Origin of the sequence: Pantoea sp. Fr+CA_20, from assembly GCF_024520835.1 — a bacterium.
Taxonomy (GTDB): Bacteria; Pseudomonadota; Gammaproteobacteria; order Enterobacterales; family Enterobacteriaceae; genus Pantoea; species Pantoea allii.
Genome location: NZ_JALNPN010000015.1, coordinates 12,923 through 37,318, shown reverse-complemented (window position 1 = coordinate 37,318; position 24,396 = coordinate 12,923). Strand labels below are relative to the sequence as shown.

Here is a 24,396-nt window from a genome sequence, read left to right as displayed (position 1 = left end):
TTGTACATTTGAGTGTAAGGGATTTATTTCGAATGAATGCAATCGACAGTAAACTGATAATCTTTACAACCAAAAAAAAATTCAATGACAGAAATGCCGATGATATGCAAAGCGGTGATATTGATGTTGATACACTAAAAAAACATTACCATCTTGGGCAAGTATCAACTTTCATTGACTGGACAACTTTCGGTCCTTCCTATAAACATCCCTATCTGAATTCAATACCGCCAGTAAGCAAAGAAAAAGCCATTGCAATGTTATATGATGAATTAAGATCTCAATCATATGTATTTTCTTTCCAAGGGCCATACCGGGATTTAATCAAAGATCTTTTCAATCACATGCAACGAAATAATGGAAGAGATTATCAAAATCCCGCGATGAACAATGCGTACAGAAATCTAATTTTGGCTGACGATTCACCGAACAGCAGCAGATACATAATTAAAAGAGCTATCGAACAGTTTGATTTTAGCAAATCGAAACTGACAAAAGAAAATTTCATCAATGATTTATATAACAGTTATTTGCCAAAATACACAAGATGGAAAGATTGGGTTAATGGAATGGGTATTACCGTTCATGACGTAAACAGTACAGAGATTTCCATTGAAAGTCTCGTAATTGAAGGAAATAAATATACTGCGGTTATCAAATACAGAGCACAGGACCATTTTGGGTTAGACAGAGAAGACATACTAAAACCTAAATTTAATTCGATTGCCTTTTTCAGGATATGGTTTGTACTTCAGCGGGCAAAGCATTTAGCACAAAAACCTTTTTTCACTAACTTTGAAGCTTCTATAACATTGACAGGAGAAACAAATGTTAAAATATAAAAGGATTGTAGTGATTGTATTTTTTTTAATCATTACATATTGCACATGGATTGTTTTAAGACCAATAAAAATAGTCAGAGTGGATAATGGTGTTGTTTTTGTAGAACATTTACCAATGACAACAGAGGGAAAATTAGAATGGTGGATGAATAACAAAGAATTATTACAGAAAAAATATCATATTATCAATAAACAGTATAACTTCACGGTTACTATCATGAATTTTAATGGTTATGAAGAATTACCTAAAGGGACAATGGACGGGTCTATCGATGACTATACCTGCTTTGATGATACTGATGAAAAGCATGAAAAATGTGTGTATAAAAACATAGCAATAATTATTAGAGGCAACCTTAATGGAAAACAATTTATAAATATTGATGGTAAAACATATATCCAGACAGATGATAAAAAAGTCGAATTAGAATGAGCATCATTTCCTATATCTAGCTATAGATTGAGATGAAATAATGGGATTCTAAAATATTTTCAAACATAACCCAACGAGGGATTATTCATCCAACAGTGATGTTTAAATCTTTAAATTTGAAAAAATAAATCTATATAATTACAAAAAATTAATTAGGTATTTTGTAATGGCACCCTGAATTTGGCCACCTGAACAGAGGTGATATGCTCACCTCACAACATTACAGGTGCCCCAATGAAAAGAAGAAGTTTCAGCGCAGAATTTAAACCCTGCCTACCTATAGATTGATATCATGACGTATTAACGTATCAGGAGTCTGTATAACGCCATCTTCATTTATCACCCTTGAGGTGAAAATAATTAAGCATGCATAACGCTATCTATCATGCGACTTCCTAACCTTATAGCGACTAATTTTGCACGCTTGCTAAAAGTTATTGTCTTCACACGATATAAGTAACCATTCCATTATAAGCATTTGCGCTTCATCTCGTTAACCTCCTGAAAAGAAAACCTCTCTGTTAAAAAACGTCATCACTAATCATAGAAGCGTGACAGCCGACAACTCAGGTAAAAAATAAGAATGAGGAAAATTCTTATGTATGTAAAATCAGTACATGACGTTACGTGTTAGCCTACCTCAATGAGGTATCACTCAGAATGCTTATGTAAGGAATTTGATACGCTTTGATAAGTACGATTAGTTTTAAGTTGTCTTTCATTACCCAGAATGCGTTATTCCGAAAGAAATCATTAATTAAAAGCCAGATGCGCAAAAACGTTAAGAAACGATAAGCCTGCTTATTTTTAATACTCGGTATTATAACACAACAAAAAAACACCAATCCGCTCACATTTTCGTATTAAAAAAGCAAAGATGAGAAATAAAAAACGAATGTTCTACTAAAGTTTTATTTTTAAATGCCGTTCTTTCTTTGTGAAACCAATCAGAGACTGAAGCCATGAAAAAATTAACTTTTGTGTTTGTATTAATGACGTTATCGCCATTGTCTTTTGCCACTGGCGGACAAATCAATTTCAAAGGTTCAATTGTGGAACCCGGTTGTGACACGCTTATTGTTAATTCTCAGATTAAACAAAGTTGCACGAGAGGAGGTAAAACTGAAGCCACAACCCTGCGTATGAATGACAGCCAACAATCTTTGCCGCTTAAGCTGGGTAAGGTGCAGTTAAAAAAAGTCGGTGATTTTCGCCTGATGACGATTACCTATAACTAGGATTTTTCTTTTCCAGACCCCGTTTTTCTCTTAAGCCATACACGTTACGTATGTGGGTAAACGTGTATCGCTTGTGAGGATAATTTCCGCTGAATTTCCAGTTCTCAAACATCCTGAACAGTGCGCACGCATTCATCATGTAGCTTTTCACAAGAAGCCTGTGCATACTCATGCATAGTCATTTTTTAGATTTTTGCCACTAAGAATGTAAATTTATCGAAAAGATGGTGGCTGTTGAGTACAGAACTGTCTTAATTTCCAGACGCCTGTTTTGCTATCCTCAACACACAACCGAAAAAATAAGACATTGTTTTATAAAAATAAAATTTTTTCACATCACCATTTCTTGCTCGATGACGCCCCGATGCAATCGATCATCCTAATCCTGAAGATGACGAAAGCTCACTGTGACAGAGGGCACTTTTTGATAAAGTGCTGGTCGTAGTTAGTACAGCCGTACCGCTTGGGAACTTAAGGAATGGGTCTTTTTGCGTTACATCCATCAATCCTTTAAGGTCAATGATGAAAAACACCAGGCAGTTCAGCAGCACCCTTTTACATCCCCGTTATTGGTTTACATGGTTTGGTCTTGGCATTCTCTGGCTCTTAGTTCAACTTCCCTATCCTGTCCTGATGCGACTTGGCGCAGGTGCCGGTAAACTTTCCCGTCATTTCCTTCAGCGTCGAGAGCGCATTACCCGTCGTAACATTGAACTTTGTTTTCCTGGCATCAGTGATGAAGACAAAGAAAGCATGATTGCGGGAAACTTTGCTTCTCTTGGTATGGCGCTGCTTGAAACGGGCATTGCCTGGTTCTGGCCAGACCACGCCGTTAAGCGCCTGTTTACTGTCTCAGGGCTTGCAAACCTCTATTCTGCTCAGAATGAAGGCCGGGGCGTGATGTTAATCGGCATCCATTTTATGTCTCTGGAGCTGGGTGGCCGCATCAGCGGATTGTGTCAGCCGATGATGGCAATGTACCGACCACATAATAACCGCGCGATGGAGTACGTTCAGACCAAAGGCCGCATGCGATCCAATAAAGCGATGATTGACCGTCGCGATCTGCGCGGGATGGTACAGGCGCTTAAGCAGGGCGAATCCGTCTGGTTTGCACCGGACCAGGATTACGGCCCAAAAGGCAGTACTTTCGCACCGCTGTTCGCCGTTGAGAAAGCAGCGACAACAAACGGCACATACGTTTTATCTCGCCTGGCCAAGCCTGCGATGGTGCCGATCATGCTGATTCGTAATCCAGGCAACGATGGTTATAAACTGATTATCGAACCGATTCTGGAAAACTACCCCCATACGGATGAATCAGCCGCCGCTGCCTATATGAATAAAGTGATTGAGAGCCAAATCATGCGAGCGCCTGACCAGTACCTTTGGCTGCATCGCCGATTTAAAACGCGTCCACCAGGTGAAGCGTCTCTCTACGTATAACGATAAAGCAGGCTCAAGCCTGCTTTATTTTTTCATACTGCCGCTATCGCCCCTTCTCCGTTACGACTCACAGTACGTGCTCATCCAGCGTGCAGATATCAATATTCTGTCCTGACCATAAAACGGCCGCACCCGCATCTGCCATACCTCCTCTCATGACGTTGTGCCTCTCTACCATGAACATATTCTGACGCCTGGGAAATTTTTACGTTCAGAATGGATAAGCGCTACGACCATTGCTTACATAACCACCTTGCACTTTCTTTGCCCCAGCTTAAGTGTTTCATACGGGAAAAATCCTGGGTCATCGCCTTAAAACGACGCTATGTATAACGTTTCAAAGCCTTTTTTATTTTGTATTGTTTACTACTGAATAGTCATACGTGACTTTGCCACAAGTCGTTATGAAGCGTTTATTTAGCAAGTGAGAAATATCATCCAGACAATAAACATTATCGCCTTTCTCAAATCACATATCAGATTTTCCTTATGATGTTAACCTCATTAAAAAGCGTTATAAATTATCTACACACAGCAAAACCTTTATAACGATATAACAGGGATCGTTTTTAATGTTCATCGTTAAATGAAGAAAAGAAGAACAGGTTTGGGCATTAAACATAAAAAAGCATTTAGCACTACGCGTGATTTTTATGCAGTGCTGATGTGCTCAAGGCCGTGTTTACTAAAAAAATACAATAAAATATAAATAACCCCGAGGGTAAGCAGGCATCACTGTCTGCTTACCGTCATAACAATTTACCCGGCGGGAATATTATGGCGATACGTAAAATAAATCTTATACACGTTAATTGGCCGCTTCTTTCATCGTTTAAAATATTAAGCATTGGCGTATTGCAACTTTCCCTGCTGGGTAAAATCCTGCAGGCTGAAGCCTTTAATTTGTTGGCTGTTGTCATTGCTGGATTGCTGGTCATTGACACACTGGCGGATCGCGGGTTCTCAAACAGCGTGATTCGTTATTCGACACTCTCAGTCAATAGGTTATCGGTTATTTACTGGGGCAACATACTGCTGGGACTGATCATTTTTGCTGTTTTTTTTATTTCCGGCATTGTTGTCGATCGGCTGTTTAATCAGCCACAGATAACCATGATGCTTGAGATGGCTGCCGTCATCTTTATCATCATTCCTCAGGGGCAACACTATCGCGCGATATTGCAGCGCGAAAAACAATTTTCCGATATCGCATTTTGCGAAATATCATCCGTATTCGTGGGCCTGGTCATTACACTGCTGACGGTATGGAGCACACCTTCGGTTTTGTGCGCACTATGGGGCTACCTGGCAATGGTGTCAGTAAGAATGCTGGCTTACTGCTGTTATGGCCGTATATGGTTTCAACCGGTATATCAATTCAGTCTGAAAACATTCCTCCAGATCTGCCTCAGGAAAATATAATGCACTTACTGGATGCCGGACACCTGAAAAAGGTCTTGCCGTGTTGTCGATCAGCACGGTTTTTATAAGACCAGGCACGTTGCATCAACAGCCTTCTCCGCTCGCTTATCCCACATTTCACTTGCGCTCATCCCACATACGGGCTGCCATTAATCAGCCCTGTAGATTCCCGGCTTACGCTGTTTCCTTTCTCTGTTTATACCAACATAATGTCGTCTCAAAGAGCCTGAGCCGTGCAATACGTCAACGGGGAGTAAGGCTGACCCGGTTTATCCAATAGAATTTGTGTTGATACAGGCCCTTAATTTTCCATAAATTATTGATTAATAAAATCTTAGCCTGAAAGGGTGAGTTTTTACTGATACTTTTAAAGCTATTAACAGAAAATCTCAGTCGCGCCGTTCTCTTCAGTGGCGTAGCCTTGCCGCCGTCTTCCTGGAGCCTGCTATGTTACTTACTGTTCTCTATATCCTTGGTATCACCGCTGAGGCAATGACGGGGGCGCTTGCCGCTGGCCGTCGTAAAATGGACCTGTTTGGTGTGATCATCATTGCTTCTGTTACCGCGATAGGCGGGGGTTCAGTGCGCGATATTCTCCTTGGTCATTATCCGCTGGGTTGGGTAAAGCATCCTGAATACATCATGATCGTAGCCGCTGCTGCCGTGGTGACCACGTTTGTCGCGCCGTTAATGCCCCATCTACGAAAGGTGTTTCTGGTACTGGATGCGCTTGGTCTGGTGGTGTTTTCTATTATCGGTGCGCAGGTTGCCCTGGATTCGGGCCATGCCATGATTATTGCCGCGATCAGTGCGGTTATTACCGGCGTCTTTGGCGGCGTTTTGCGCGATATGTTTTGTAATCGTATCCCGTTGGTGTTTCAAAAAGAGTTATATGCCGGTATCGCGTTCGCATCAGGCTGGATGTACATCCTGCTGCTGAAAACCCCTCTGGCACATGAGGTTGTGATTATTATCACCTTACTCTTTGGCTTTTTTGCCCGCCTGCTGGCCCTGCGATTTCGCCTCGGTTTGCCCATCTTCAATTATCCCCATCCCGATCATTGATGAGGAAGGGATACCCTGCTGCTGTAAAAAGGTAATCAACGTTCGCAGCTCGGCATCCTTAAGATGTGAGGTAATACGTTCTGCCCGCAATGCGCCCACGCCGGGCAGAGATTGCCAGCCTTTTACATCACGAGTCAGCACAGCGTCCCACGCTTTATCGTCTAGTGCGCGCAGTGCCTTTTGCGGCAGTTCAATGCCTAACGCATTGAGCCAGCGACGCAAAGGTTGTTTCCGGGTCAAATCAAACCGATGCCAGATGTGTTGTGCTCTCTCGGATGAAATACCCGCTGCGGTGGCGATTTGTTCTGGCGTAATGGTCAGCCAGGAAAACAGATGCGTAATACAGCCGGTTTCCAGTAGCCGTTGCCAGGTACTGCGTTGCACACCAGGAATATCGAGCACTGACTTTTGGCTCAGCCAACTCAAACGCGCCAGTAACTGGCGATGGCAATCCGGCGTTAAGGTATAACAACTTAGTCGCGTGAATTGCTCAGGTTCAGGCGGTTCAGGGTAATCCCGCTGCGCCACGCGCCAGATAACGCGATCAAGCCGTGGAATGCCCTGACCCGCAAGGCTAATCGTCACCTGATCGCCTGCGATAATATCCTGCTCACGCCAGCGTTTTAGCGACCCTATACTGACTCGCCTGACGGTTTTATCATCCAACTGCACAGGTTGCAGGTTCAGTACCACTGCGACTTTTCCCGTGCGCCCTATCGAAAAATCAACGGAGCGTACCTCACTGCTGACCGCCGGTGGCTGGTATTTCCAGGCGATAGCCCATTCTCCCTCACCTGGCTGCCAGTATTTTCCCGCCGGACGAGTTGCCTGATGCACGACAACGCCATCGGTGACAAAAGGCAAAGGTGCATGAAACCAGCGATCACGCCAGCTTTCAGCCTCCTCTTCATCCTGAACGGGTTGGGTCCAGTGACTGGCAAGATCGAATCCCCATGCAGCCAATCGGGTCAGGCGTTCATGCATACTGGCTGGCCCGTCAGGCCAGCCCCAGATAAAAATATCCAGTTGTTCCAGCAGCGGCGAGTCTTCCTGACTCATCATTGCCCCCGCAACGCGGGCTCTGGCGTTCTTGCCGCCATTGGTCGCCTGTTGATGACCGGTCATCCGCAAAAAAAGCTCGCCCTGTAAGACAACGGTAGCGTCATCACTGTCAATCATCGCCGGAATGGCAGGAATCCGTCTGGCTTTCGCCAGCCACTGCTCACCGTGTAAACCATCTCCACGGCTAATTAACGACACCAGTTTTCCCTGTCGATAGATTAGCGAGACGGCAACACCATCGATTTTCGGTTGGACCCAAAGGTCTTGCCGCGTCTGCATCCAGTAACCCAGTGCACGTTTATCCTGTACTTTTTTTACGCCCGTATGCGCAACCGGATGCCACAAGGTACCGTCCCCCGGCAAAGCAGGCACATAGTCGCCCGCCGTCTGCGTAAAACAGCGCTGCCAGTGGTTAAGCCGTTGCTGCAAACTATCGTAATCTGCATCCGCAACCAGCGAATGCCCCTGCTGGTAATACGCGTTATCCCAGTGCCGAAGCTGTTGTTGCAGGTGACCGATCTCACTCACCGCACGTGCAGGCGTCCATGCAGGACACAAGGCCCCAAAGGAATAAATAGGGCTGAATAACAGCATCAGCCCGGCAGTTAACATCCCTTTCATCCGTCACCTCCTGATTTTTTATCATTCAAGCGCTGAACGTCAGGCTGAGCCAGCTGCATTCGCGCATTCTGGGACGGCTTGTGTGAACATTGAGGTGTGTTTTCAGATGCGAAAAGCGGCTTTGCGTACCTGGTCGCATAAACTTTTCGCCGCGATGGCGGCGCAAACGCTGCGTGGCGCGGGGAAGCTGTGTATACTGTGCAGGAAATCGACTCCGCACTTAATCAATTCAAGAAAATCATGGCCCAAGGTACGCTCTATATTGTTTCTGCTCCCAGTGGCGCAGGGAAATCCAGTCTGATTCAGGCGCTGTTAAAAACGCAGCCGCTGTATGATACGCAAGTGTCTGTTTCACATACCACGCGCGGCATGCGGCCGGGCGAGGCACATGGTGAACATTACTTCTTTGTTCAGCAGCATGAGTTCGAAAAGATGATCGAGGAAGATGCCTTCCTTGAGCACGCGAAAGTTTTCGACAACTATTACGGCACCGCGCGTAAGACGATTGAACAAGTTCTGGCGACCGGCGTAGACGTTTTTCTTGATATTGACTGGCAAGGTGCGCAGCAAATTCGCGCTAAAATGCCCGACGCGCGCAGTATATTTGTATTGCCTCCTTCTAAAGAAGAGCTGGATCGTCGCCTGCGTGGTCGCGGTCAGGACAGCGAAGAGGTCATTGCACGTCGTATGGCACAGGCCGTGGCAGAAATGAGCCACTATGCCGAATACGACTATTTAATCGTGAATGATGATTTTGATTTGGCGTTATCCGATCTGAAAACCATTATTCGCGCAGAACGTCTGCGCATGGCCCGTCAGAAAGCGCGCCATGACGCTTTGATCAGCAAACTGTTGGCAGTCTGAACCCAGTTTCAGTATGATGCCGAGTCATTTCTTCATCTGTGGAGTAGCACACCTATGGCACGCGTAACCGTTCAGGACGCAGTAGAAAAAGTGGGTAATCGTTTTGACCTGGTGTTGGTCGCTGCACGTCGTGCACGTCAGATGCAGGTAGGCGGAAAAGATCCGCTGGTTCCCGAAGAGAACGATAAACACACCGTTATCGCATTGCGCGAAATCGAAGAAGGTTTGGTCACCAATCAGATTTTAGATGTGCGTGATCGTCAGGAGCAGCAAGAGCAGGAAGCCGCGGAGTTACAGGCCGTTACCGCTATCGCTGAAGGTCGTCGTTAACAGCTAGCTGCAGGTCAACCTTGTATCTGTTTGAAAGTCTCAATCAACTGATTGAACAATACTTGCCTGAGGACCAGATTAAGCGCCTCAAGCAAGCCTATCTCGTATCACGTGATGCCCACGAGGGACAGACACGCTCCAGCGGCGAGCCTTACATCACGCATCCTGTCGCGGTAGCCTGTATTTTGGCAGAAATGAAGCTCGACCATGAAACCCTCATGGCCGCGCTTTTGCATGACGTCATTGAAGACACGCCTGCCACCTATCAGGATATGGAACAGCTGTTTGGTAAGAGCGTTGCCGAGCTGGTTGAAGGCGTTTCAAAGCTGGATAAGCTGAAATTCCGTGATAAGAAAGAGGCGCAGGCAGAGAACTTCCGCAAGATGATTATGGCGATGGTGCAGGATATCCGCGTCATTCTCATCAAGCTGGCTGACCGCACCCATAACATGCGTACGCTCGGGTCGTTACGTCCTGATAAACGCCGTCGCATCGCGCTGGAAACGCTGGAAATATACAGTCCTCTGGCACATCGCCTGGGGATTCATCACCTAAAAACGGAACTGGAAGAGCTGGGCTTTGAAGCGCTCTATCCCAATCGTTTTCGGGTGATTAAAGAGGTCGTGAAAGCGGCCCGTGGCAACCGTAAAGAGATGATTCAAAAAATCCTCTCTGAGATCGACGGTCGCCTGCAGGAAGCCGGTATTCCCTGCCGGGTAAGTGGGCGCGAAAAGCACCTTTACTCGATTTACCGCAAAATGACGCTGAAAGAGCAGCGTTTTCACTCGATCATGGATATTTACGCCTTTCGCGTTATCGTGAAAGATCTGGATACCTGCTACCGCGTCCTGGGCCAGATGCACAGCTTATACAAGCCACGTCCGGGCCGGGTGAAAGACTATATTGCCATTCCCAAAGCTAACGGCTATCAATCTCTGCATACCTCTATGATCGGGCCGCATGGCGTACCGGTTGAGGTGCAAATCCGTACCGAAGATATGGATCAGATGGCCGAAATGGGGGTTGCCGCACACTGGGCATATAAACAAGCTGGCGAAAGCGGCACCACGGCGCAAATTCGTGCCCAGCGCTGGCTGCAAAGCCTGCTGGAGCTGCAACAGAGCGCCGGTAGCTCATTTGAATTCATTGAAAGCGTGAAGTCCGATCTCTTTCCGGATGAGATCTACGTCTTTACGCCAGAAGGCCGCATCGTCGAATTGCCGACCGGCTCCACACCGGTCGATTTTGCCTATGCAGTACATACCGATATTGGTCATGCCTGTGTGGGCGCGCGCGTTGACCGTCAGCCTTATCCGCTGTCCCAGACGCTCACCAGCGGCCAGACCATTGAGATTATTACTGCGCCCGGCGCACGTCCTAACGCCGCCTGGCTCAACTTTGTGGTCAGTTCCAAAGCGCGCGCTAAGATTCGTCAGCTTCTGAAAAACCTCAAGCGTGAAGACTCGGTAAATCTGGGACGTCGCCTGCTCAGCCATGCGATGGGCGGCAGTCGTAAACTGGCGGAAGTGCCGGCTGAAAACATCAAGCATGAGCTTGACCGCATGAAGCTGACCTCACTGGACGATCTGTTAGCAGAAATCGGCCTGGGGAATGCAATGAGCGTGGTGGTGGCCAAAAACCTGCTTCAAACTGACACTAACGCGCTCAATAACAACAAAAAACAGGGCAAGCTGCCCATCAAAGGCGCAGACGGCGTACTCATTACCTTTGCGAAATGCTGTCGTCCTATTCCCGGCGATCCGATTGTTGCACACGTCAGTCCGGGTAAAGGCCTGGTTGTTCACCATGAATCCTGTCGAAATATTCGCGGCTATCAAAAAGAGCCAGAAAAATTCATGCCGGTGGAGTGGGATAAAGTCACTGAGCAAGAGTTTGTGGCTGAGATCAAGGTCGATATGTTTAATCACCAGGGCGCACTGGCGAACCTGACGGCAGCGATCAACACGGCGGGCTCCAATATTCAGAGCCTGAATACTGAAGAACGCGATGGCCGCGTTTACAGTGCCTTTATCCGTCTGACCGCACGCGATCGCGTCCACCTGGCGAATATCATGCGTAAAATTCGTGTGATGCCGGATGTGATTAAAGTTCACCGCAACCGTAACTAGTGCATGAATCCTCAACGCTTTTCTCGTATTCAGGAAATGCTGGCCCTGCGTCAGCATGACCTTACCGTCTGCATGGAGCAGGTGCATAAACCGCACAACGTTTCCGCGGTGATCCGCACTGCGGATGCAGTGGGGATTCATGAGGTCCATGCCGTGTGGCCAAGCCAACGCATGCGAACCCAGGCTTCGGCTTCGGCCGGCAGCAATAGCTGGGTAAAGGTTGTGACGCACCGTTCAATCACCGACGCTATTGGCCATCTTAAAACGCAAAAGATGCAGATACTGGCGACAAACCTCTCTGCTGACGCTGTGGATTTTCGTGAGATTGATTACACCAAACCCACGTGCATTTTGATGGGTCAGGAAAAAACCGGTATCACAGATGAAGCCCTGGCTCTGGCCGATCGTCACATCATTATTCCGATGGTGGGAATGGTTCAGTCACTCAACGTTTCTGTTGCGTCCGCGCTGATTCTTTATGAAGCCCAGCGCCAGCGGCAAAATGCCGGTATGTATCAACGCCAGTCCAGCCTTCTGGATTACGAAGAACAACAGCGCCTGCTGTTTGAAGGGGGCTATCCTGTTCTGGCGCGCGTGGCAAAACATAAACGGATGCCCTATCCCCATATCAACGCGCAGGGCGAGATAGAAGCCGATGACAGTTGGTGGGCAACGATGCAAGCAACAGGCAGAAGTAAGAAATGAAAGGCCGTCTGCTGGATGCCATACCGCTCAGTACCCTGACCGGCGTCGGCGCCAGCCAGGCAGCAAAGCTGGCTAAAATTGGCCTGCATACTATCCAGGATTTACTGCTACACCTTCCTCTGCGTTATGAAGATCGCACCCAGCTTTATGCTATCAACGACCTGTTACCGGGAATTTGGGCAACGGTCGAAGGCGACGTGCTGCATACCGACATTACTTTTGGCCGCCGACGTATGATGGTGTGCCAGATCGGCGATGGCAGCGGCGTATTAACCATGCGCTTCTTCAACTTCAATGCCGGTATGAAAAACAGCCTCGCACCCGGCCGCCGGGTAACCGCCTGGGGCGAAATTAAACGCGGGCAGCGCGGCGCCGAAATTATCCATCCGGAATACCGCGTACAGGGCGAGCACAGCCATGTGATGCTGGAAGAAACCCTGACGCCGGTCTATCCCACAACCGAAGGCATTCGTCAGGCAACACTGCGCAATCTTACCGACCAGGCATTAACTCTGCTGGAAAACTGCCCTATTACGGAACTGTTGCCGCAAGCGTTAAGCGGCGGACTGATCAGCCTGCCCGACGCCTTACGCACGCTGCATCGTCCCCCACCCGATGTCAAACTCAGCGAACTTGAAAGTGGCCAGCATCCCGCTCAGCGCAGGCTGATTCTTGAAGAACTGCTGGCGCATAATCTCAGTATGCTGGCGGTTCGGGCCGGTGCGCAGCGCCATTACGCGCTGCCGATGCCCGCCCGTCATACGTTGAGTGACCGCTTACTGGCCGCCCTGCCTTTTTCCCCCACTGCCGCCCAAAAACGCGTCGTGGCAGAAATTGAAAAAGACTTAGCGCACGATTATCCCATGTTGCGGCTTGTCCAGGGTGACGTGGGATCGGGTAAAACGCTGGTCGCGGCCCTTGCGGCCCTGAACGTTATCGCCCACGGCAAACAGGTGGCGCTGATGGCACCGACAGAGTTGCTGGCTGAGCAGCATGCCAATAATTTCCGTCAGTGGCTTGCGCCACTTGGCCTGGAAGTCGGCTGGCTGGCAGGCAAACAAAAAGGGAAAGCGCGTCAGGCACAGCAAGATGCTATTGCCAGCGGCAACGTAGCCATGGTGGTCGGTACGCATGCCCTGTTTCAGGAGCAGGTGAAGTTCAACGGTCTGGCGCTGGTGATTATTGATGAACAACACCGTTTTGGGGTTCACCAGCGGCTGGCGCTGTGGGAAAAAGGGGAAGAGCAGGGTTTCCATCCTCACCAGTTGATCATGACCGCCACACCGATTCCGCGTACCCTGGCGATGACCGCTTATGCCGATCTCGATACCTCAACCATTGATGAGCTGCCGCCGGGCAGAACGCCGGTGACGACTGTGGCCATTCCTGACAGCCGTCGCAGTGAGATCATTGCCCGGGTGCAAAGCGCTTGCCATGAAGGTCGTCAGGCTTACTGGGTCTGTACGCTGATTGAAGAGTCCGATCTGCTCGAAGCCCAGGCCGCAGAAGCGACATGGGAAGAGTTAAAAATCGCGCTGCCGGACTTGCAGGTAGGGCTGGTGCACGGCCGCATGAAGCCAGCGGAGAAACTGGCGGTGATGCAGGCCTTCAAAGCGAACGAGATACAGCTGCTGATCGCCACGACCGTTATTGAGGTTGGCGTGGATGTGCCAAACGCCAGCCTGATGATCATTGAAAATCCAGAACGCCTCGGTCTTGCCCAGCTTCACCAGCTGCGCGGGCGCGTAGGCCGTGGCGCAGTCGCGTCTCACTGCGTACTGCTGTATAAAGCGCCGCTAAGCAAAACGGCACAGAAGCGTTTGCAGGTGCTGCGCGACAGCAACGACGGCTTTGTGATTGCCCAACACGATCTGGAGATCCGCGGGCCGGGCGAACTGCTGGGTACGCGCCAAACCGGTAATGCGGAGTTTAAGGTCGCCGATCTCCTGCGCGATCAGGCTATGATTCCTGAAGTACAACGCGTCGCGCGGCACATCCACCAGCACTATCCCGAACAGGCCCAGGCACTGATCGAGCGCTGGCTACCGGAAACCGGCCGCTACAGCAACGCCTGACGCCTTTTTTTGCACCACCAGGCAAACGTTTGCTTTTGATCCGTGGACGATTACAATCGCCACACTTTTTTTTGGGAACCGTTACGATGTCAACCAATCAGCAGCTTAACCCGACTACCGCCAGTAAAAGTGAACTGATTTACCGTCTGGAAGATCGTCCGCCACTTACGCAAACCCTGTTTGCGGCCGGTCAGCATCTGCTGGCCATGTTTGTCGCCGTGATTACGCCCGCGCTGTTGATCTGCCAGGCATTGGGTTTACCGGCGCAGGACACGCAGCACATTATCAGCATGTCCCTGTTCGCCTCTGGCGTGGCATCCGTTCTGCAAATCAAAACCTGGGGGCCGGTCGGCTCAGGCTTGCTGTCCATTCAGGGCACCAGCTTTAACTTTGTGACGCCGCTGATTATGGGCGGCATGGCGCTGAAAAATGGCGGCGCAGATGTGCCCACCATGATGGCAGCGCTGTTTGGCACCTTGATGGTGGCATCCTGCACAGAAATGGTACTGTCGCGGGTGCTGCATCTGGCACGCCGTATCATCACGCCTCTGGTATCTGGTATTGTCGTGATGATCATTGGATTGTCCCTTATTCAGGTTGGCCTGACGTCCGTCGGTGGTGGTTTCGCCGCCATGAACGACCACAGCTTCGGCGCGCCTAAAAACCTGCTACTGGCCGGTGCGGTCTTGTTGGTTATTATCCTTCTGAACCGTCAGAAAAATGCTTACCTGCGCGTCGCCTCACTGGTGATTGCCATGGCGGTTGGCTACCTGCTCGCCTGGGCGCTGGATATGCTGCCATCCATCAATACGCCCGCAAACCAGCCACTGATTGCGCTACCGACTCCGCTCTATTACGGCCTGGGGTTTGACTGGAACCTGCTCATCCCGCTGATGCTGGTGTTTATGGTGACCTCGCTGGAAACCATTGGTGATATCACCGCCACCTCTGACGTGTCGGAGCAGCCGGTGAGCGGTCCTTTGTATATGAAGCGACTGAAAGGCGGCGTGCTGGCGAATGGCCTTAACTCGTTTGTGTCTGCCCTGTTTAATACCTTCCCCAACTCCTGCTTTGGACAGAATAACGGCGTTATCCAACTTACCGGTGTTGCCAGCCGCTATGTTGGTTTTGTCGTGGCGCTGATGCTTATCCTGCTGGGCCTGTTCCCGGCGGTCAGTGGACTGGTACAGCATATTCCTGAGCCGGTTCTGGGCGGTGCCACTATTGTGATGTTTGGGACCATCGCAGCATCCGGCGTGCGTATTGTCTCCAGAGAGCCGCTGAACCGACGCGCCATCATGATTATCGCCCTCTCGCTGGCCGCAGGACTTGGCGTGTCACAGCAACCGCTGATTCTGCAGTTTGCGCCTGACTGGCTGAAAACCTTGCTCTCCTCGGGTATTGCCGCAGGCGGTATTACGGCGATTGTGCTTAATCTGATTTTCCCACCGGAAAAGTGATTTTTAAGGCAGGTCAGGACCTGCCTGCTATTTATACTGATTTACATCCAGGCGGTTGAGCTATAACGCTAATTCAGGCATAACAACCTTTCAGCGGACTGAACCCGGGAAGGATACGATGAAATTTATAGGAAAGTTTTTCCTCACCTTATTGTTACTACTACTGTTTGCGTTAGTGGTGCTGTATGTACTGCTGCAGACACAGTGGGGCGCGGGCTGGTTTAGCCGTTGGGTGAGCGATAAAACGGAATGGCATCTGTCGCTGAGTAAAATCGAACATAACTTTTCATCACCTTCGCACATTATTCTGGATGATTTCAGTTTTGGTCATGATGGACAGCCGGCTGTGCTGGTCGCCAGGCGCGTCGACTTGGGCATTGCCCTGTTGCAGTTCAGCGATCCTTTTCACTTTGCCAGCATAGAATTACGTGACGGTGAGGTTAATCTTGCTAACCTGGCAACGAATAGCGCATTACCCGTGCAGGCTAACCGTCTGCAACTGAACAATATGCGCATCGACAGCCCCTCTTCGGCGTTACCGCTTTCAGCCCTGCAGGTGAATGGCGGTATAGTGCCGTGGGCCCCGTTGACTGGCGATGTGCTGGGACGGGATGCGCAGTTCCAGATGAGCGCAGGCAAGATGACGCTAAACAGCGTTGCGGGTGAAAATGTGCTGATTCAGGGCAATGTGTCACAGGGCCGCATGGTGTTTAGCAACATCGGTGCTGATTTAGCCCGCGGTTCCATGACCGGTAACGGAGAGCGTGATGCGCAGGGAAACTGGAAGATCACTCAACTCCGCCTGAACGATATCCGTTTGCAAACCGCCAGCACGCTTGTTGATTTCCTGAAACCCTTTGAAGAAGTGCAGTCGGTGACGCTAAACCGCGTCGACATTACCGATGCCCGGCTGCAGGGCCCTGACTGGGCGGTAACCGATCTCGATCTGACACTGAAAAATCTCAGTTGGAAAGGCCGGGACTGGCAGAGTCAGGATGGTTCACTGGCGATGAACGCCGGTAACTTTATCAACGGCAAATTCGAGCTTAACGATCCCATCATCAACATGGACTTCTCGCCACAGGGGATTGCCCTGACCCAGTTCAGCTCGCGCTGGGCCAACGGCGTCATCCGTGCCGACGGAAACTGGTCGCGTAACGACAAGCAATTGACGCTGAATAATCTTGCCGTCGCGGGCCTGGAATATACGCTGCCGCAGAACTGGCGGGCGTTATGGCAGGCTCCCCTTCCCGACTGGCTGGGCGGCCTTACCGTGAACCGTTTCACCTCAAACCGTAATTTGATCATCGATATCAACCCTGCGTTTCCTTTCCAGCTCACCTCACTGGATGGCAGCGGGGAGAATCTGCAGCTGGCCCGTCAGCATCAATGGGGAATCTGGTCAGGTAAACTCAGCCTGAACGCTGCGGAATCGACCTTTAACCGCACCGATCTGCGCCATCCGTCCATTGCGCTGGAGGCTGACGATCAACAAATCAAGGTGACGGAACTGAGCGCGTTTAGTGGTAAAGGTTTACTGGAAGGCACGGCAACGGTAGGACAGCAAGCCGTCCGCCCTCTCAGCCTGAATCTCTCGGGGCGCGGCGTACCGGTCAATGTCTTGCAGAACTGGGGCTGGCCCGCGCTTCCACTGGAAGGTGACAGCAATTTTCAGTTGCGACTCAATGCCTCACTGAAGGACGGGCAGCCGTTAGCCCCCTCAGTTAATGCCACGCTGTCGGTGAATACAGACAGCCAGCAACTGCAGCAAACCATGCAGGCAGGACAGGTGAAGTAAAAACACACAGGGCCGCAATCGCGGCCCTGTTGTTTAATTGATGCGTGCCCCTGAGCCGCCTTCTTCCAGCGGCCCGTCAGGATCAACGGGCAACACGATGTAGACCGCTTCAAACACCGCGCCACACTCATCATCACCAAATAACTGCACATCAAGCTGAACCCGGGCTTTACGGCCTCGCGCCAGGCGATCGAGATCGCCACTCAATGATCCGAGGTCGGCAATGGCACCCGGCCTGCCCGTAATCGGACGGCTGTAGCGTATGTGCGCATCAGCCAGAATAATGGTGCCGCCCAGGTGGCGCTCACGCAGCAACAGCCAGATCAGTCCCCAGCCGGTAAGCGTTGCCAGCGAAAACAGACTTCCGGCAAACAGGGTATGGTGCGGATTTTGGTTGCCGGTTTCCGGCATGGTGGTAATAAATTTTTGCCCGGTGTATTGCAGGATGCGCACGCCCATTTTCTCACTCAACGGAATGTGCTCATACCAGGCCTGCTGCAACTGACCGCACCAGTCAGCACGGTGTAAAATATCATCCAGCGTGACAACCGGTTTAATCATCAGGAAGTGACGCACTGGCGTGGTTTGCGGTGCGGTAATCTCGCCCTGATTGACGTATCCGAGCTTGGCGAAGAACGCCACCGCGTCCTCACGCGCGCTGCACGTCACGCGCTTTACGCCTTCCTGACGCGCTACCGACTCCAGCGTCATCGCCACCAGCGTGCCCAGACCTTTTCCCTGGACGGTAGGATGTACAGCAAGGAAGCGGATAGCCGCCTCATTATCCGCATTGATGTAAAGTCGCCCTACCGCAACGGGTTTACCTTGTTCATCCACCACCATTTGATGATGCGCTAACGCATCCCAGGCATCACGCTCAGAACCCTGCGGCTGATGCAGCGGCTTTCGTAACATTTCCCAGCGGAACTGATAATACACATCCAGCTCTTCCGCCGTTTGTGGCACACGAAGATGATACATAAAGTGTTTCTCTCGTTCTGATGCGGGGTTGCGGATGTTTAGCCGCGCGGTATGCGGCGTCATACCTGTAACCAGAAGGTTACCGGCCCGTCGTTAACCAACGCCACCTGCATATCAGCAGCAAAGCGGCCATTGGCGGTCGTCACATCATGGCGACGGCAACACGCGCTGAAATAGTCGTAGAGACGTTCCGCTTCTTGTGGCTCTGCCCCACCAGAAAATGAGGGGCGCATGCCCTTTTGCGTATCGGCAGCCAGCGTAAACTGTGACACCACCAGCGCACTCCCGCCCGCCTGTTTGACGTTCAGGTTCATCTTGCCCTGTTCATCACTGAAAATGCGATAACCCAGTACGCGCTCCGCCAGCCGCTCGGCGTGCTTTTCATCATCACCTTTTTCAACACCCAACAGAATCAACAACCCCTGTCCGATTTCACCCACAACCGCGTTATCGATACTGACGCTGGCACGCTGTACGCGTTGAATTAAAGCAATCATCCGTCCTCTCGTTCTTTTTCTCTTTCCTGCCGTTTGAACTGGCGGTAGTCATCTAAGGTGACGGTAATCTCTGCGCCGAGGAGTACGATACACCAGGTCCAGTAAACCCACAGGAATAAAATGGGGATCACCGCCAGCACACCATAGATCAGTTGGTATGACGGGAACATCGTAACATACAGCGCAAAGCCCTTTTTCCCCAGTTCAAATAACAGCCCGGCGACCAGCGCCCCCGTAAGCGCATCGCGCGCGGGCACCCGCTGTGTCGGGACAATACTGTATAGCAGCCAAAACGATAGCCATGATAAGAGCAACGGAAAGAAACGCAGCATCTGATCGACCAGACTGGTTACCCCCGTCACATTTATCCACTTCAACGACAGCAGATAAGAGCTGATGGCTAAACTGGCACCCGCCAGTAACGGCCCGAGCGTTAATATCATCCAGTACACCGCAAAGGAATAGACCAGCGGCCGCTTTTTGTCGCTGCGCCAGATAGCATTCAGGGCAGAATCAACGGAATGCATCAGCAACAGCGCCGTCACGATCAGGCCGACGGCACCCACGGCCGTCATACGATGGACGTTGGCCACAAACTGCTCAAGATAACGTTGTAGCGTATTACCTGCAGCCGGCATGAAGTTGGTAAAAATAAAATTCTTAAGCTGGACGCTGATGTCAGAGAACACAGGAAACGCCGCAAACAGCGCAAAGACCACGGCAATCAGCGGAACCAGCGCCAGTAACGACACAAAAGCCAGGTTACCGGCCTGCGTCGTCATGGCGTCATTATCAATGCGTTTCCACAGCAGCTTGAGCCACAGCCAGAACGCATGAAACCCGGGGCGAAAATGACGTAACTTCATGGCTTAATGCCGACCCGCGAACCAGTCAGGTACGGTGGTGCTATCGGTCACCAGCACTGTCTCAATCCCCAAGGCGCGTGCACCCTCAATGTTCTGCGCGTTGTCATCGAAGAACACGGCCTGATCGGCGCTAAAGCCTTCAGCGGCCAAAACATGCTGATAGATTCTCGCTTCGGGTTTGCGCATGCCTAGCTCCTGCGACAAATAGATCTTGTCGGCCGCCTGCTGCACGTCAGGATACTGCGTCGGCCAGAAGGTACAATGCAGCGCATTGGTGTTGGAGAGAATCACCACTCGATGTCCCTCCTGCCGCAGTTGATGCATTATCGCCAGCGTATCCGGGCGGACACCAACGAATATTGCCTGCCAGCCTGTCGCAAACTGTTCATAGCTCAGTGCGATATCCAGCTTTTCACACAGGGCTTCAGCGAAGGCTTCGTCACTGATTTCACCACGCTCATGCTGCTCAAATGCCTCATCCATATGGAAGTGACTTTGAAGTGATGCCAGTGGCACGCGGCTAAGGTCACTCCAGACACCTAACACGCGGTTAAAGTCGATATCAATAATCACATTGCCCAAATCAAAGATATAAAGCATGGTGCCTCCTCGGGTTCCCTGGATCATTCACTCTAGCGGTAAAAGCGCAGCCTGAACAGGCAGCCTGGACGAGAAAAATATAAACGCTAAGTTAAGGCACGACGGCACGACGTTGAAAGGGGATAGAGAAGAAGTTACGGGCTGGTTTAGGCTGGATTTAACTCTGTATGACAATCGCGCAGGCAAAAAAAAAGCCCCGTTAAACGGGGCTTCTTACATGCATTTACGCGTCTTTAGGACCGCGTGAAGCACGCTTACGATCGTTCTCGGTCAGGTGACGTTTACGGATACGCACGGACTGAGGGGTAACTTCGACCAGTTCGTCGTCATCAATGAACTCGATAGCCTGCTCAAGTGTCATTTTGATCGGTGGAACCAGTGTCGTTGCTTCGTCTGTACCGGAAGCACGCATGTTAGTCAGCTTCTTACCGGTCAGGCAGTTTACGGTCAGGTCGTTAGAACGACTGTGAATACCGATGATCTGGCCTTCATAGACTTCTGCACCGTGACCCAGGAACAGCTTACCGCGATCCTGCAGACCGAACAGGGCGAAAGCAACCGCTTTACCCTGACCGTTGGAAATCAGAACGCCGTTCTGACGCTGGCCCACTTCGCCCGGACGAATATCATCGTAGTGGCTAAAGGTGGAGTACAGCAGACCGGTACCTGATGTCATGGTCATAAATTCGTTACGGAAACCGATCAGACCACGGCTTGGGATCACGTAGTCAAGACGTACGCGGCCTTTACCATCTGGGTCCATGTTTTTCAGGTCGCCTTTACGCTCGCCCATGGCTTGCATAACGGAACCCTGATGCGTTTCTTCGATATCCAGCGTCACGTTCTCGAACGGCTCTTGCTTACGGCCTTCGAATTCGCGGAAGATAACTTTCGGACGGGATACCGCCAGTTCGAAACCTTCACGACGCATGTTCTCGATCAGAACGGACAGGTGCAGCTCACCACGGCCCGATACACGGAACGCGTCAGCATCTTCAGTTTCTTCAACACGCAGTGCCACGTTGTGAACCAGTTCTTTGTTCAGACGCTCAAGGATCTGACGTGACGTCACGTACTTACCTTCTTTACCGCAGAACGGTGAGGTGTTGACGTTAAAGAACATCGTGACCGTTGGCTCATCCACGCTCAGTGCTGGCAGGGCCTGCACATTCTGCGGATCACAAATGGTGTCAGAAATGTTCAGTTCACCCAGACCGGTGATAGCAATGATATCGCCCGCTTCTGCCATGTCGCTGTCAATACGCTCCAGGCCCAGGTGAGTCAGCACTTTACCGACTTTACCGTTACGCGTTTTACCTTCGCTATCAATGATAGTGACTTGCTGGTTAGGCTTCACTTTACCGCGCTTGATGCGGCCGATGCCGATAACGCCCAGGTAGTTGTTGTAGTCCAGCTGAGAGATTTGCATCTGCAGCGGCGCGTCAGCTTCAACCTGTGGAGGCGATACGTGGTCAACGATAGCCTGATACAGCGGGGTCATATCGTCAGCCATGTCTGTATGCTCAAGACCGGCAATACCATTCAGCGCAGAGGCAAAAATGATAGGGAAGTCTAACTGCTCGTCAGTCGCATCCAGGTTAACGAACAGGTCAAAGACCTGATCAACAACCCAGTCAGGACGTGCGCCAGGACGGTCGACTTTGTTGATAACCACAATCGGCTTCAAACCATGCGCGAACGCTTTTTTGGTTACGAAGCGGGTTTGCGGCATAGGGCCATCCATCGCATCTACAACCAACAGTACCGAATCCACCATAGACATTACGCGTTCAACTTCACCACCGAAGTCGGCGTGTCCTGGGGTATCAACGATGTTGATACGGTAGTCGTTCCATTTAATGGCGGTATTTTTTGCGAGGATGGTAATCCCACGCTCTTTCTCCAAATCATTGGAGTCCATCACACGCTCGGTGGCTTCAGTACGGGCATCAAAAGTACCAGACTGTTGCAGCAGTTTATCAACCAGGGTGGTCTTTCCATGGTCAACGTGCGCGATGATGGCGATGTTACGCAAATTTTCGATCACAGCTTTTTTGCCTCAGGCATTAGAAATAACGCGGTATTGTACACGGATTAAGCGGGAGACTGAACACGATCACACTTTTCACTGAAAGTTTATTGCATTGTCGCAAAATCGCACTATTAGCCGTGCAAAATTTGCACTGCATCGAGGTTTTGCACCAAAAAAGTGCTCACTTTCAACTCAGATGCACACAAACAGTGCGTTGCGACTATCATGGTGCATGACTTATATGACAAAAAGGTGCATGACAGCGCGATTTTGTGCAAAGAAATAAAGTTGGCACAGAATTCGCTTTGTATTATCCAGACGAAAACGATGTAAGACAACGGTTGCAGAGCTGGTCAGGATCAGATTCAGGAATGGTCGTTAACAGTCGTTCATTCCGTAACCCGGTTCTCACTATGTAGACAATGACCATTTCCAGGAGAGTTGAGTATGTCCGCTGAACACGTTCTCTCGATGATGAACGAGCATGAAGTTAAGTTTGTTGACCTGCGTTTTACCGATACCAAAGGTAAAGAACAGCACGTTACTATTCCGGCTCACCAGGTTAACGCTGACTTCTTCGAAGAAGGCAAAATGTTCGATGGCTCTTCCATCGGCGGCTGGAAAGGGATTAATGAATCAGACATGGTACTGATGCCTGATGCAACCACGGCGGTGATGGACCCTTTCTTTGAAGATTCTACGCTGATTATTCGTTGCGACATCCTTGAGCCAGGCACCATGCAGGGCTATGACCGTGACCCACGCTCTATCGCTAAGCGTGCTGAAGACTACCTGCGCGCTTCAGGCATTGCGGACACCGTTCTGTTTGGCCCAGAGCCAGAATTCTTCCTGTTCGACGATATCCGTTTTGGTTCTTCAACGTCTGGCTCACATGTTGCCATCGACGATATCGAAGCGGCATGGAACACCAGTAAAGAATACGAAGGCGGTAACAAAGGTCACCGTCCAGGTCTGAAAGGCGGTTACTTCCCAGTGCCACCGGTTGACTCATCACAGGACATCCGTTCTGCCATGTGTCTGACCATGGAGCAAATGGGCCTGGTGGTTGAAGCCCATCACCATGAAGTCGCAACAGCAGGTCAGAACGAAGTGGCAACGCGCTTCAATACTATGACCAAAAAAGCTGACGAAATTCAGATCTACAAATATGTCGTGCACAACGTCGCTCATGCCTACGGCAAAACCGCGACCTTTATGCCAAAACCTATGTTTGGTGACAACGGTTCCGGTATGCACTGCCACATGTCGCTGTCTAAAGGCGGTCAGAACCTGTTCTCTGGCGATAAGTACGGCGGCCTGTCTGAAATGGCACTGTTCTACATCGGCGGTATCATCAAACACGCTAAAGCCATTAACGCCCTGGCAAACCCAACCACCAACTCGTACAAACGTCTGGTGCCCGGTTATGAAGCCCCGGTCATGCTGGCCTACTCAGCCCGTAACCGTTCAGCCTCAATCCGTATCCCGGTGGTTGCCAGCCCGAAAGCGCGTCGTATTGAAGCCCGCTTCCCGGACCCGGCTGCTAACCCATACCTGGCGTTCACCGCCCTGCTGATGGCTGGCCTTGATGGCATCATCAACAAAATCCATCCTGGTGACGCGATGGACAAAAACCTGTATGACCTGCCACCGGAAGAAGAAGCTGAGATTCCAAAAGTTGCAGGTTCACTGGAAGAAGCGCTGATTGCCCTGAACGAAGACCGCGAGTTCCTGACCCGTGGCGGCGTGTTCACTGATGATGCTATCGATGCCTACATCGAACTGCGTAAATCAGAAAACGATCGTGTTCGCATGACGCCGCACCCGGTTGAGTTCGAACTGTACTACAGCGTTTAATTTCAGAGTAAGCAAATGGGTGCCGCAGATAAACATTGCAAAGGCGGCACCGAGAGTCTGAAACGTTTTTTTG

The 24,396-nt window shown here is 50.4% G+C and carries 20 protein-coding genes; 14 read left to right on the top strand and 6 right to left on the bottom strand.

Translation table 11 applies throughout. The features are described from left to right. The first annotated feature begins 32 nt into the window (after window positions 1–32). The 6 genes from NR177_RS16755 (at window position 33) to NR177_RS16730 (ending at window position 6,446) form a co-directional block, all read left to right on the top strand. Window positions 33–842 carry a DUF3289 family protein gene (locus NR177_RS16755; protein WP_256853276.1) on the top strand — a complete coding sequence of 270 codons (810 nt, stop codon included), beginning with the start codon at window positions 33–35 and terminating at the stop codon, window positions 840–842. Further along, the gene (locus NR177_RS16750; protein WP_256853275.1) at window positions 829–1,275 is read left to right on the top strand and encodes a DUF943 family protein; all 447 of its coding nucleotides are present in this window, start codon (window positions 829–831) and stop codon (window positions 1,273–1,275) included. The genes NR177_RS16755 and NR177_RS16750 overlap by 14 nt, the downstream gene beginning before the upstream one ends. A 962-nt stretch (window positions 1,276–2,237) precedes the next feature. After that, window positions 2,238–2,513, top strand: a complete 276-nt coding sequence (locus NR177_RS16745) for a hypothetical protein (protein WP_063877727.1) — start codon at window positions 2,238–2,240, stop codon at window positions 2,511–2,513. 522 nt (window positions 2,514–3,035) lie between these two features. After that, entirely contained in the window at window positions 3,036–3,959 is a 924-nt protein-coding gene (lpxP, locus tag NR177_RS16740; protein WP_063877728.1) for a kdo(2)-lipid IV(A) palmitoleoyltransferase, read from the top strand. A gap of 777 nt (window positions 3,960–4,736) precedes the next feature. Beyond that, on the top strand, window positions 4,737–5,381 hold the full coding sequence (locus NR177_RS16735; protein WP_256853274.1) for an oligosaccharide flippase family protein: 645 nt from the start codon (window positions 4,737–4,739) through the stop codon (window positions 5,379–5,381). Between the two features lie 447 nt (window positions 5,382–5,828). Beyond that, window positions 5,829–6,446, top strand: a complete 618-nt coding sequence (locus NR177_RS16730) for a trimeric intracellular cation channel family protein (RefSeq protein WP_109718212.1) — start codon at window positions 5,829–5,831, stop codon at window positions 6,444–6,446. Here NR177_RS16730 and ligB read toward each other — a convergent pair. Further along, a complete protein-coding gene (ligB, locus tag NR177_RS16725) occupies window positions 6,360–8,129 on the bottom strand; it encodes an NAD-dependent DNA ligase LigB (protein ID WP_256853273.1) in 1,770 nt (589 codons plus the stop codon). The genes NR177_RS16730 and ligB overlap by 87 nt on opposite strands. Window positions 8,130–8,369: 240 nt before the next feature. Between ligB and gmk the strand changes: the two genes are divergently transcribed. The 7 genes from gmk (at window position 8,370) to NR177_RS16690 (ending at window position 17,490) form a co-directional block, all read left to right on the top strand. After that, window positions 8,370–8,993 (top strand): guanylate kinase, encoded by a 624-nt coding sequence (gene gmk, locus NR177_RS16720; protein WP_063877732.1) that lies wholly within the window; start codon window positions 8,370–8,372, stop codon window positions 8,991–8,993. Window positions 8,994–9,047: 54 nt separating this feature from the next. Then, window positions 9,048–9,323: a DNA-directed RNA polymerase subunit omega gene (gene rpoZ, locus NR177_RS16715; RefSeq protein WP_063877733.1), complete on the top strand. Its 276-nt coding sequence runs from the start codon at window positions 9,048–9,050 to the stop codon at window positions 9,321–9,323. Window positions 9,324–9,343: 20 nt separating this feature from the next. Further along, on the top strand, window positions 9,344–11,452 hold the full coding sequence (spoT, locus tag NR177_RS16710) for a bifunctional GTP diphosphokinase/guanosine-3',5'-bis pyrophosphate 3'-pyrophosphohydrolase (protein WP_063877734.1): 2,109 nt from the start codon (window positions 9,344–9,346) through the stop codon (window positions 11,450–11,452). Window positions 11,453–11,455: 3 nt separating this feature from the next. Further along, window positions 11,456–12,157 (top strand): tRNA (guanosine(18)-2'-O)-methyltransferase TrmH, encoded by a 702-nt coding sequence (trmH, locus tag NR177_RS16705; RefSeq protein ID WP_063877735.1) that lies wholly within the window; start codon window positions 11,456–11,458, stop codon window positions 12,155–12,157. Continuing rightward, window positions 12,154–14,232 carry an ATP-dependent DNA helicase RecG gene (gene recG / locus NR177_RS16700; RefSeq protein WP_256853272.1) on the top strand — a complete coding sequence of 693 codons (2,079 nt, stop codon included), beginning with the start codon at window positions 12,154–12,156 and terminating at the stop codon, window positions 14,230–14,232. Before trmH ends, recG begins: the two co-directional genes overlap by 4 nt. An 86-nt stretch (window positions 14,233–14,318) precedes the next feature. Next, a complete protein-coding gene (locus NR177_RS16695; protein WP_241568479.1) occupies window positions 14,319–15,692 on the top strand; it encodes an NCS2 family protein in 1,374 nt (457 codons plus the stop codon). A gap of 118 nt (window positions 15,693–15,810) precedes the next feature. Then, a complete protein-coding gene (locus NR177_RS16690; protein ID WP_256853271.1) occupies window positions 15,811–17,490 on the top strand; it encodes an AsmA family protein in 1,680 nt (559 codons plus the stop codon). A gap of 33 nt (window positions 17,491–17,523) precedes the next feature. Here the strand turns inward: NR177_RS16690 and fabY are convergent, their stop codons facing one another. The 5 genes from fabY to typA form a co-directional block, all read right to left on the bottom strand. After that, entirely contained in the window at window positions 17,524–18,471 is a 948-nt protein-coding gene (fabY, locus tag NR177_RS16685; RefSeq protein ID WP_026020958.1) for a fatty acid biosynthesis protein FabY, read from the bottom strand. A gap of 59 nt (window positions 18,472–18,530) precedes the next feature. After that, on the bottom strand, window positions 18,531–18,968 hold the full coding sequence (gene dtd / locus NR177_RS16680; protein WP_063877738.1) for a D-aminoacyl-tRNA deacylase: 438 nt from the start codon (window positions 18,966–18,968) through the stop codon (window positions 18,531–18,533). Then, on the bottom strand, window positions 18,965–19,834 hold the full coding sequence (locus NR177_RS16675) for a virulence factor BrkB family protein (RefSeq protein WP_096011127.1): 870 nt from the start codon (window positions 19,832–19,834) through the stop codon (window positions 18,965–18,967). Before NR177_RS16675 ends, dtd begins: the two co-directional genes overlap by 4 nt. 3 nt (window positions 19,835–19,837) lie before the next feature. After that, window positions 19,838–20,434 (bottom strand): glucose-1-phosphatase, encoded by a 597-nt coding sequence (gene yihX, locus NR177_RS16670; protein WP_256853270.1) that lies wholly within the window; start codon window positions 20,432–20,434, stop codon window positions 19,838–19,840. A 223-nt stretch (window positions 20,435–20,657) separates the two neighbouring features. Then, window positions 20,658–22,481, bottom strand: a complete 1,824-nt coding sequence (typA, locus tag NR177_RS16665) for a ribosome-dependent GTPase TypA (RefSeq protein ID WP_063877741.1) — start codon at window positions 22,479–22,481, stop codon at window positions 20,658–20,660. Window positions 22,482–22,913: 432 nt separating this feature from the next. Here typA and glnA point away from each other — a divergent pair, with 432 nt between their 5' ends. Next, on the top strand, window positions 22,914–24,323 hold the full coding sequence (glnA, locus tag NR177_RS16660) for a glutamate--ammonia ligase (protein ID WP_063877742.1): 1,410 nt from the start codon (window positions 22,914–22,916) through the stop codon (window positions 24,321–24,323). The last annotated feature ends 73 nt before the right edge of the window (window positions 24,324–24,396 follow it).

Excerpts from the sequence above, each read along its gene's own strand:
- NR177_RS16735 (WP_256853274.1), top strand. The coding sequence starts at position 4,737 with ATGGCGATACGTAAAATAAATCTTATACACGTTAATTGGCCGCTTCTT.
- NR177_RS16690 (WP_256853271.1), top strand. The coding sequence starts at position 15,811 with ATGAAATTTATAGGAAAGTTTTTCCTCACCTTATTGTTACTACTACTG.
- glnA (WP_063877742.1), top strand. The coding sequence starts at position 22,914 with ATGTCCGCTGAACACGTTCTCTCGATGATGAACGAGCATGAAGTTAAG.
- NR177_RS16675 (WP_096011127.1), bottom strand. The coding sequence starts at position 19,834 with ATGAAGTTACGTCATTTTCGCCCCGGGTTTCATGCGTTCTGGCTGTGG.
- NR177_RS16745 (WP_063877727.1), top strand. The coding sequence starts at position 2,238 with ATGAAAAAATTAACTTTTGTGTTTGTATTAATGACGTTATCGCCATTG.
- trmH (WP_063877735.1), top strand. The coding sequence starts at position 11,456 with ATGAATCCTCAACGCTTTTCTCGTATTCAGGAAATGCTGGCCCTGCGT.
- dtd (WP_063877738.1), bottom strand. The coding sequence starts at position 18,968 with ATGATTGCTTTAATTCAACGCGTACAGCGTGCCAGCGTCAGTATCGAT.
- recG (WP_256853272.1), top strand. The coding sequence starts at position 12,154 with ATGAAAGGCCGTCTGCTGGATGCCATACCGCTCAGTACCCTGACCGGC.
- NR177_RS16750 (WP_256853275.1), top strand. The coding sequence starts at position 829 with ATGTTAAAATATAAAAGGATTGTAGTGATTGTATTTTTTTTAATCATT.
- gmk (WP_063877732.1), top strand. The coding sequence starts at position 8,370 with ATGGCCCAAGGTACGCTCTATATTGTTTCTGCTCCCAGTGGCGCAGGG.
- ligB (WP_256853273.1), bottom strand. The coding sequence starts at position 8,129 with ATGAAAGGGATGTTAACTGCCGGGCTGATGCTGTTATTCAGCCCTATT.
- lpxP (WP_063877728.1), top strand. The coding sequence starts at position 3,036 with ATGAAAAACACCAGGCAGTTCAGCAGCACCCTTTTACATCCCCGTTAT.
- yihX (WP_256853270.1), bottom strand. The coding sequence starts at position 20,434 with ATGCTTTATATCTTTGATTTGGGCAATGTGATTATTGATATCGACTTT.
- NR177_RS16730 (WP_109718212.1), top strand. The coding sequence starts at position 5,829 with ATGTTACTTACTGTTCTCTATATCCTTGGTATCACCGCTGAGGCAATG.
- fabY (WP_026020958.1), bottom strand. The coding sequence starts at position 18,471 with ATGTATCATCTTCGTGTGCCACAAACGGCGGAAGAGCTGGATGTGTAT.
- rpoZ (WP_063877733.1), top strand. The coding sequence starts at position 9,048 with ATGGCACGCGTAACCGTTCAGGACGCAGTAGAAAAAGTGGGTAATCGT.
- NR177_RS16695 (WP_241568479.1), top strand. The coding sequence starts at position 14,319 with ATGTCAACCAATCAGCAGCTTAACCCGACTACCGCCAGTAAAAGTGAA.
- NR177_RS16755 (WP_256853276.1), top strand. The coding sequence starts at position 33 with ATGAATGCAATCGACAGTAAACTGATAATCTTTACAACCAAAAAAAAA.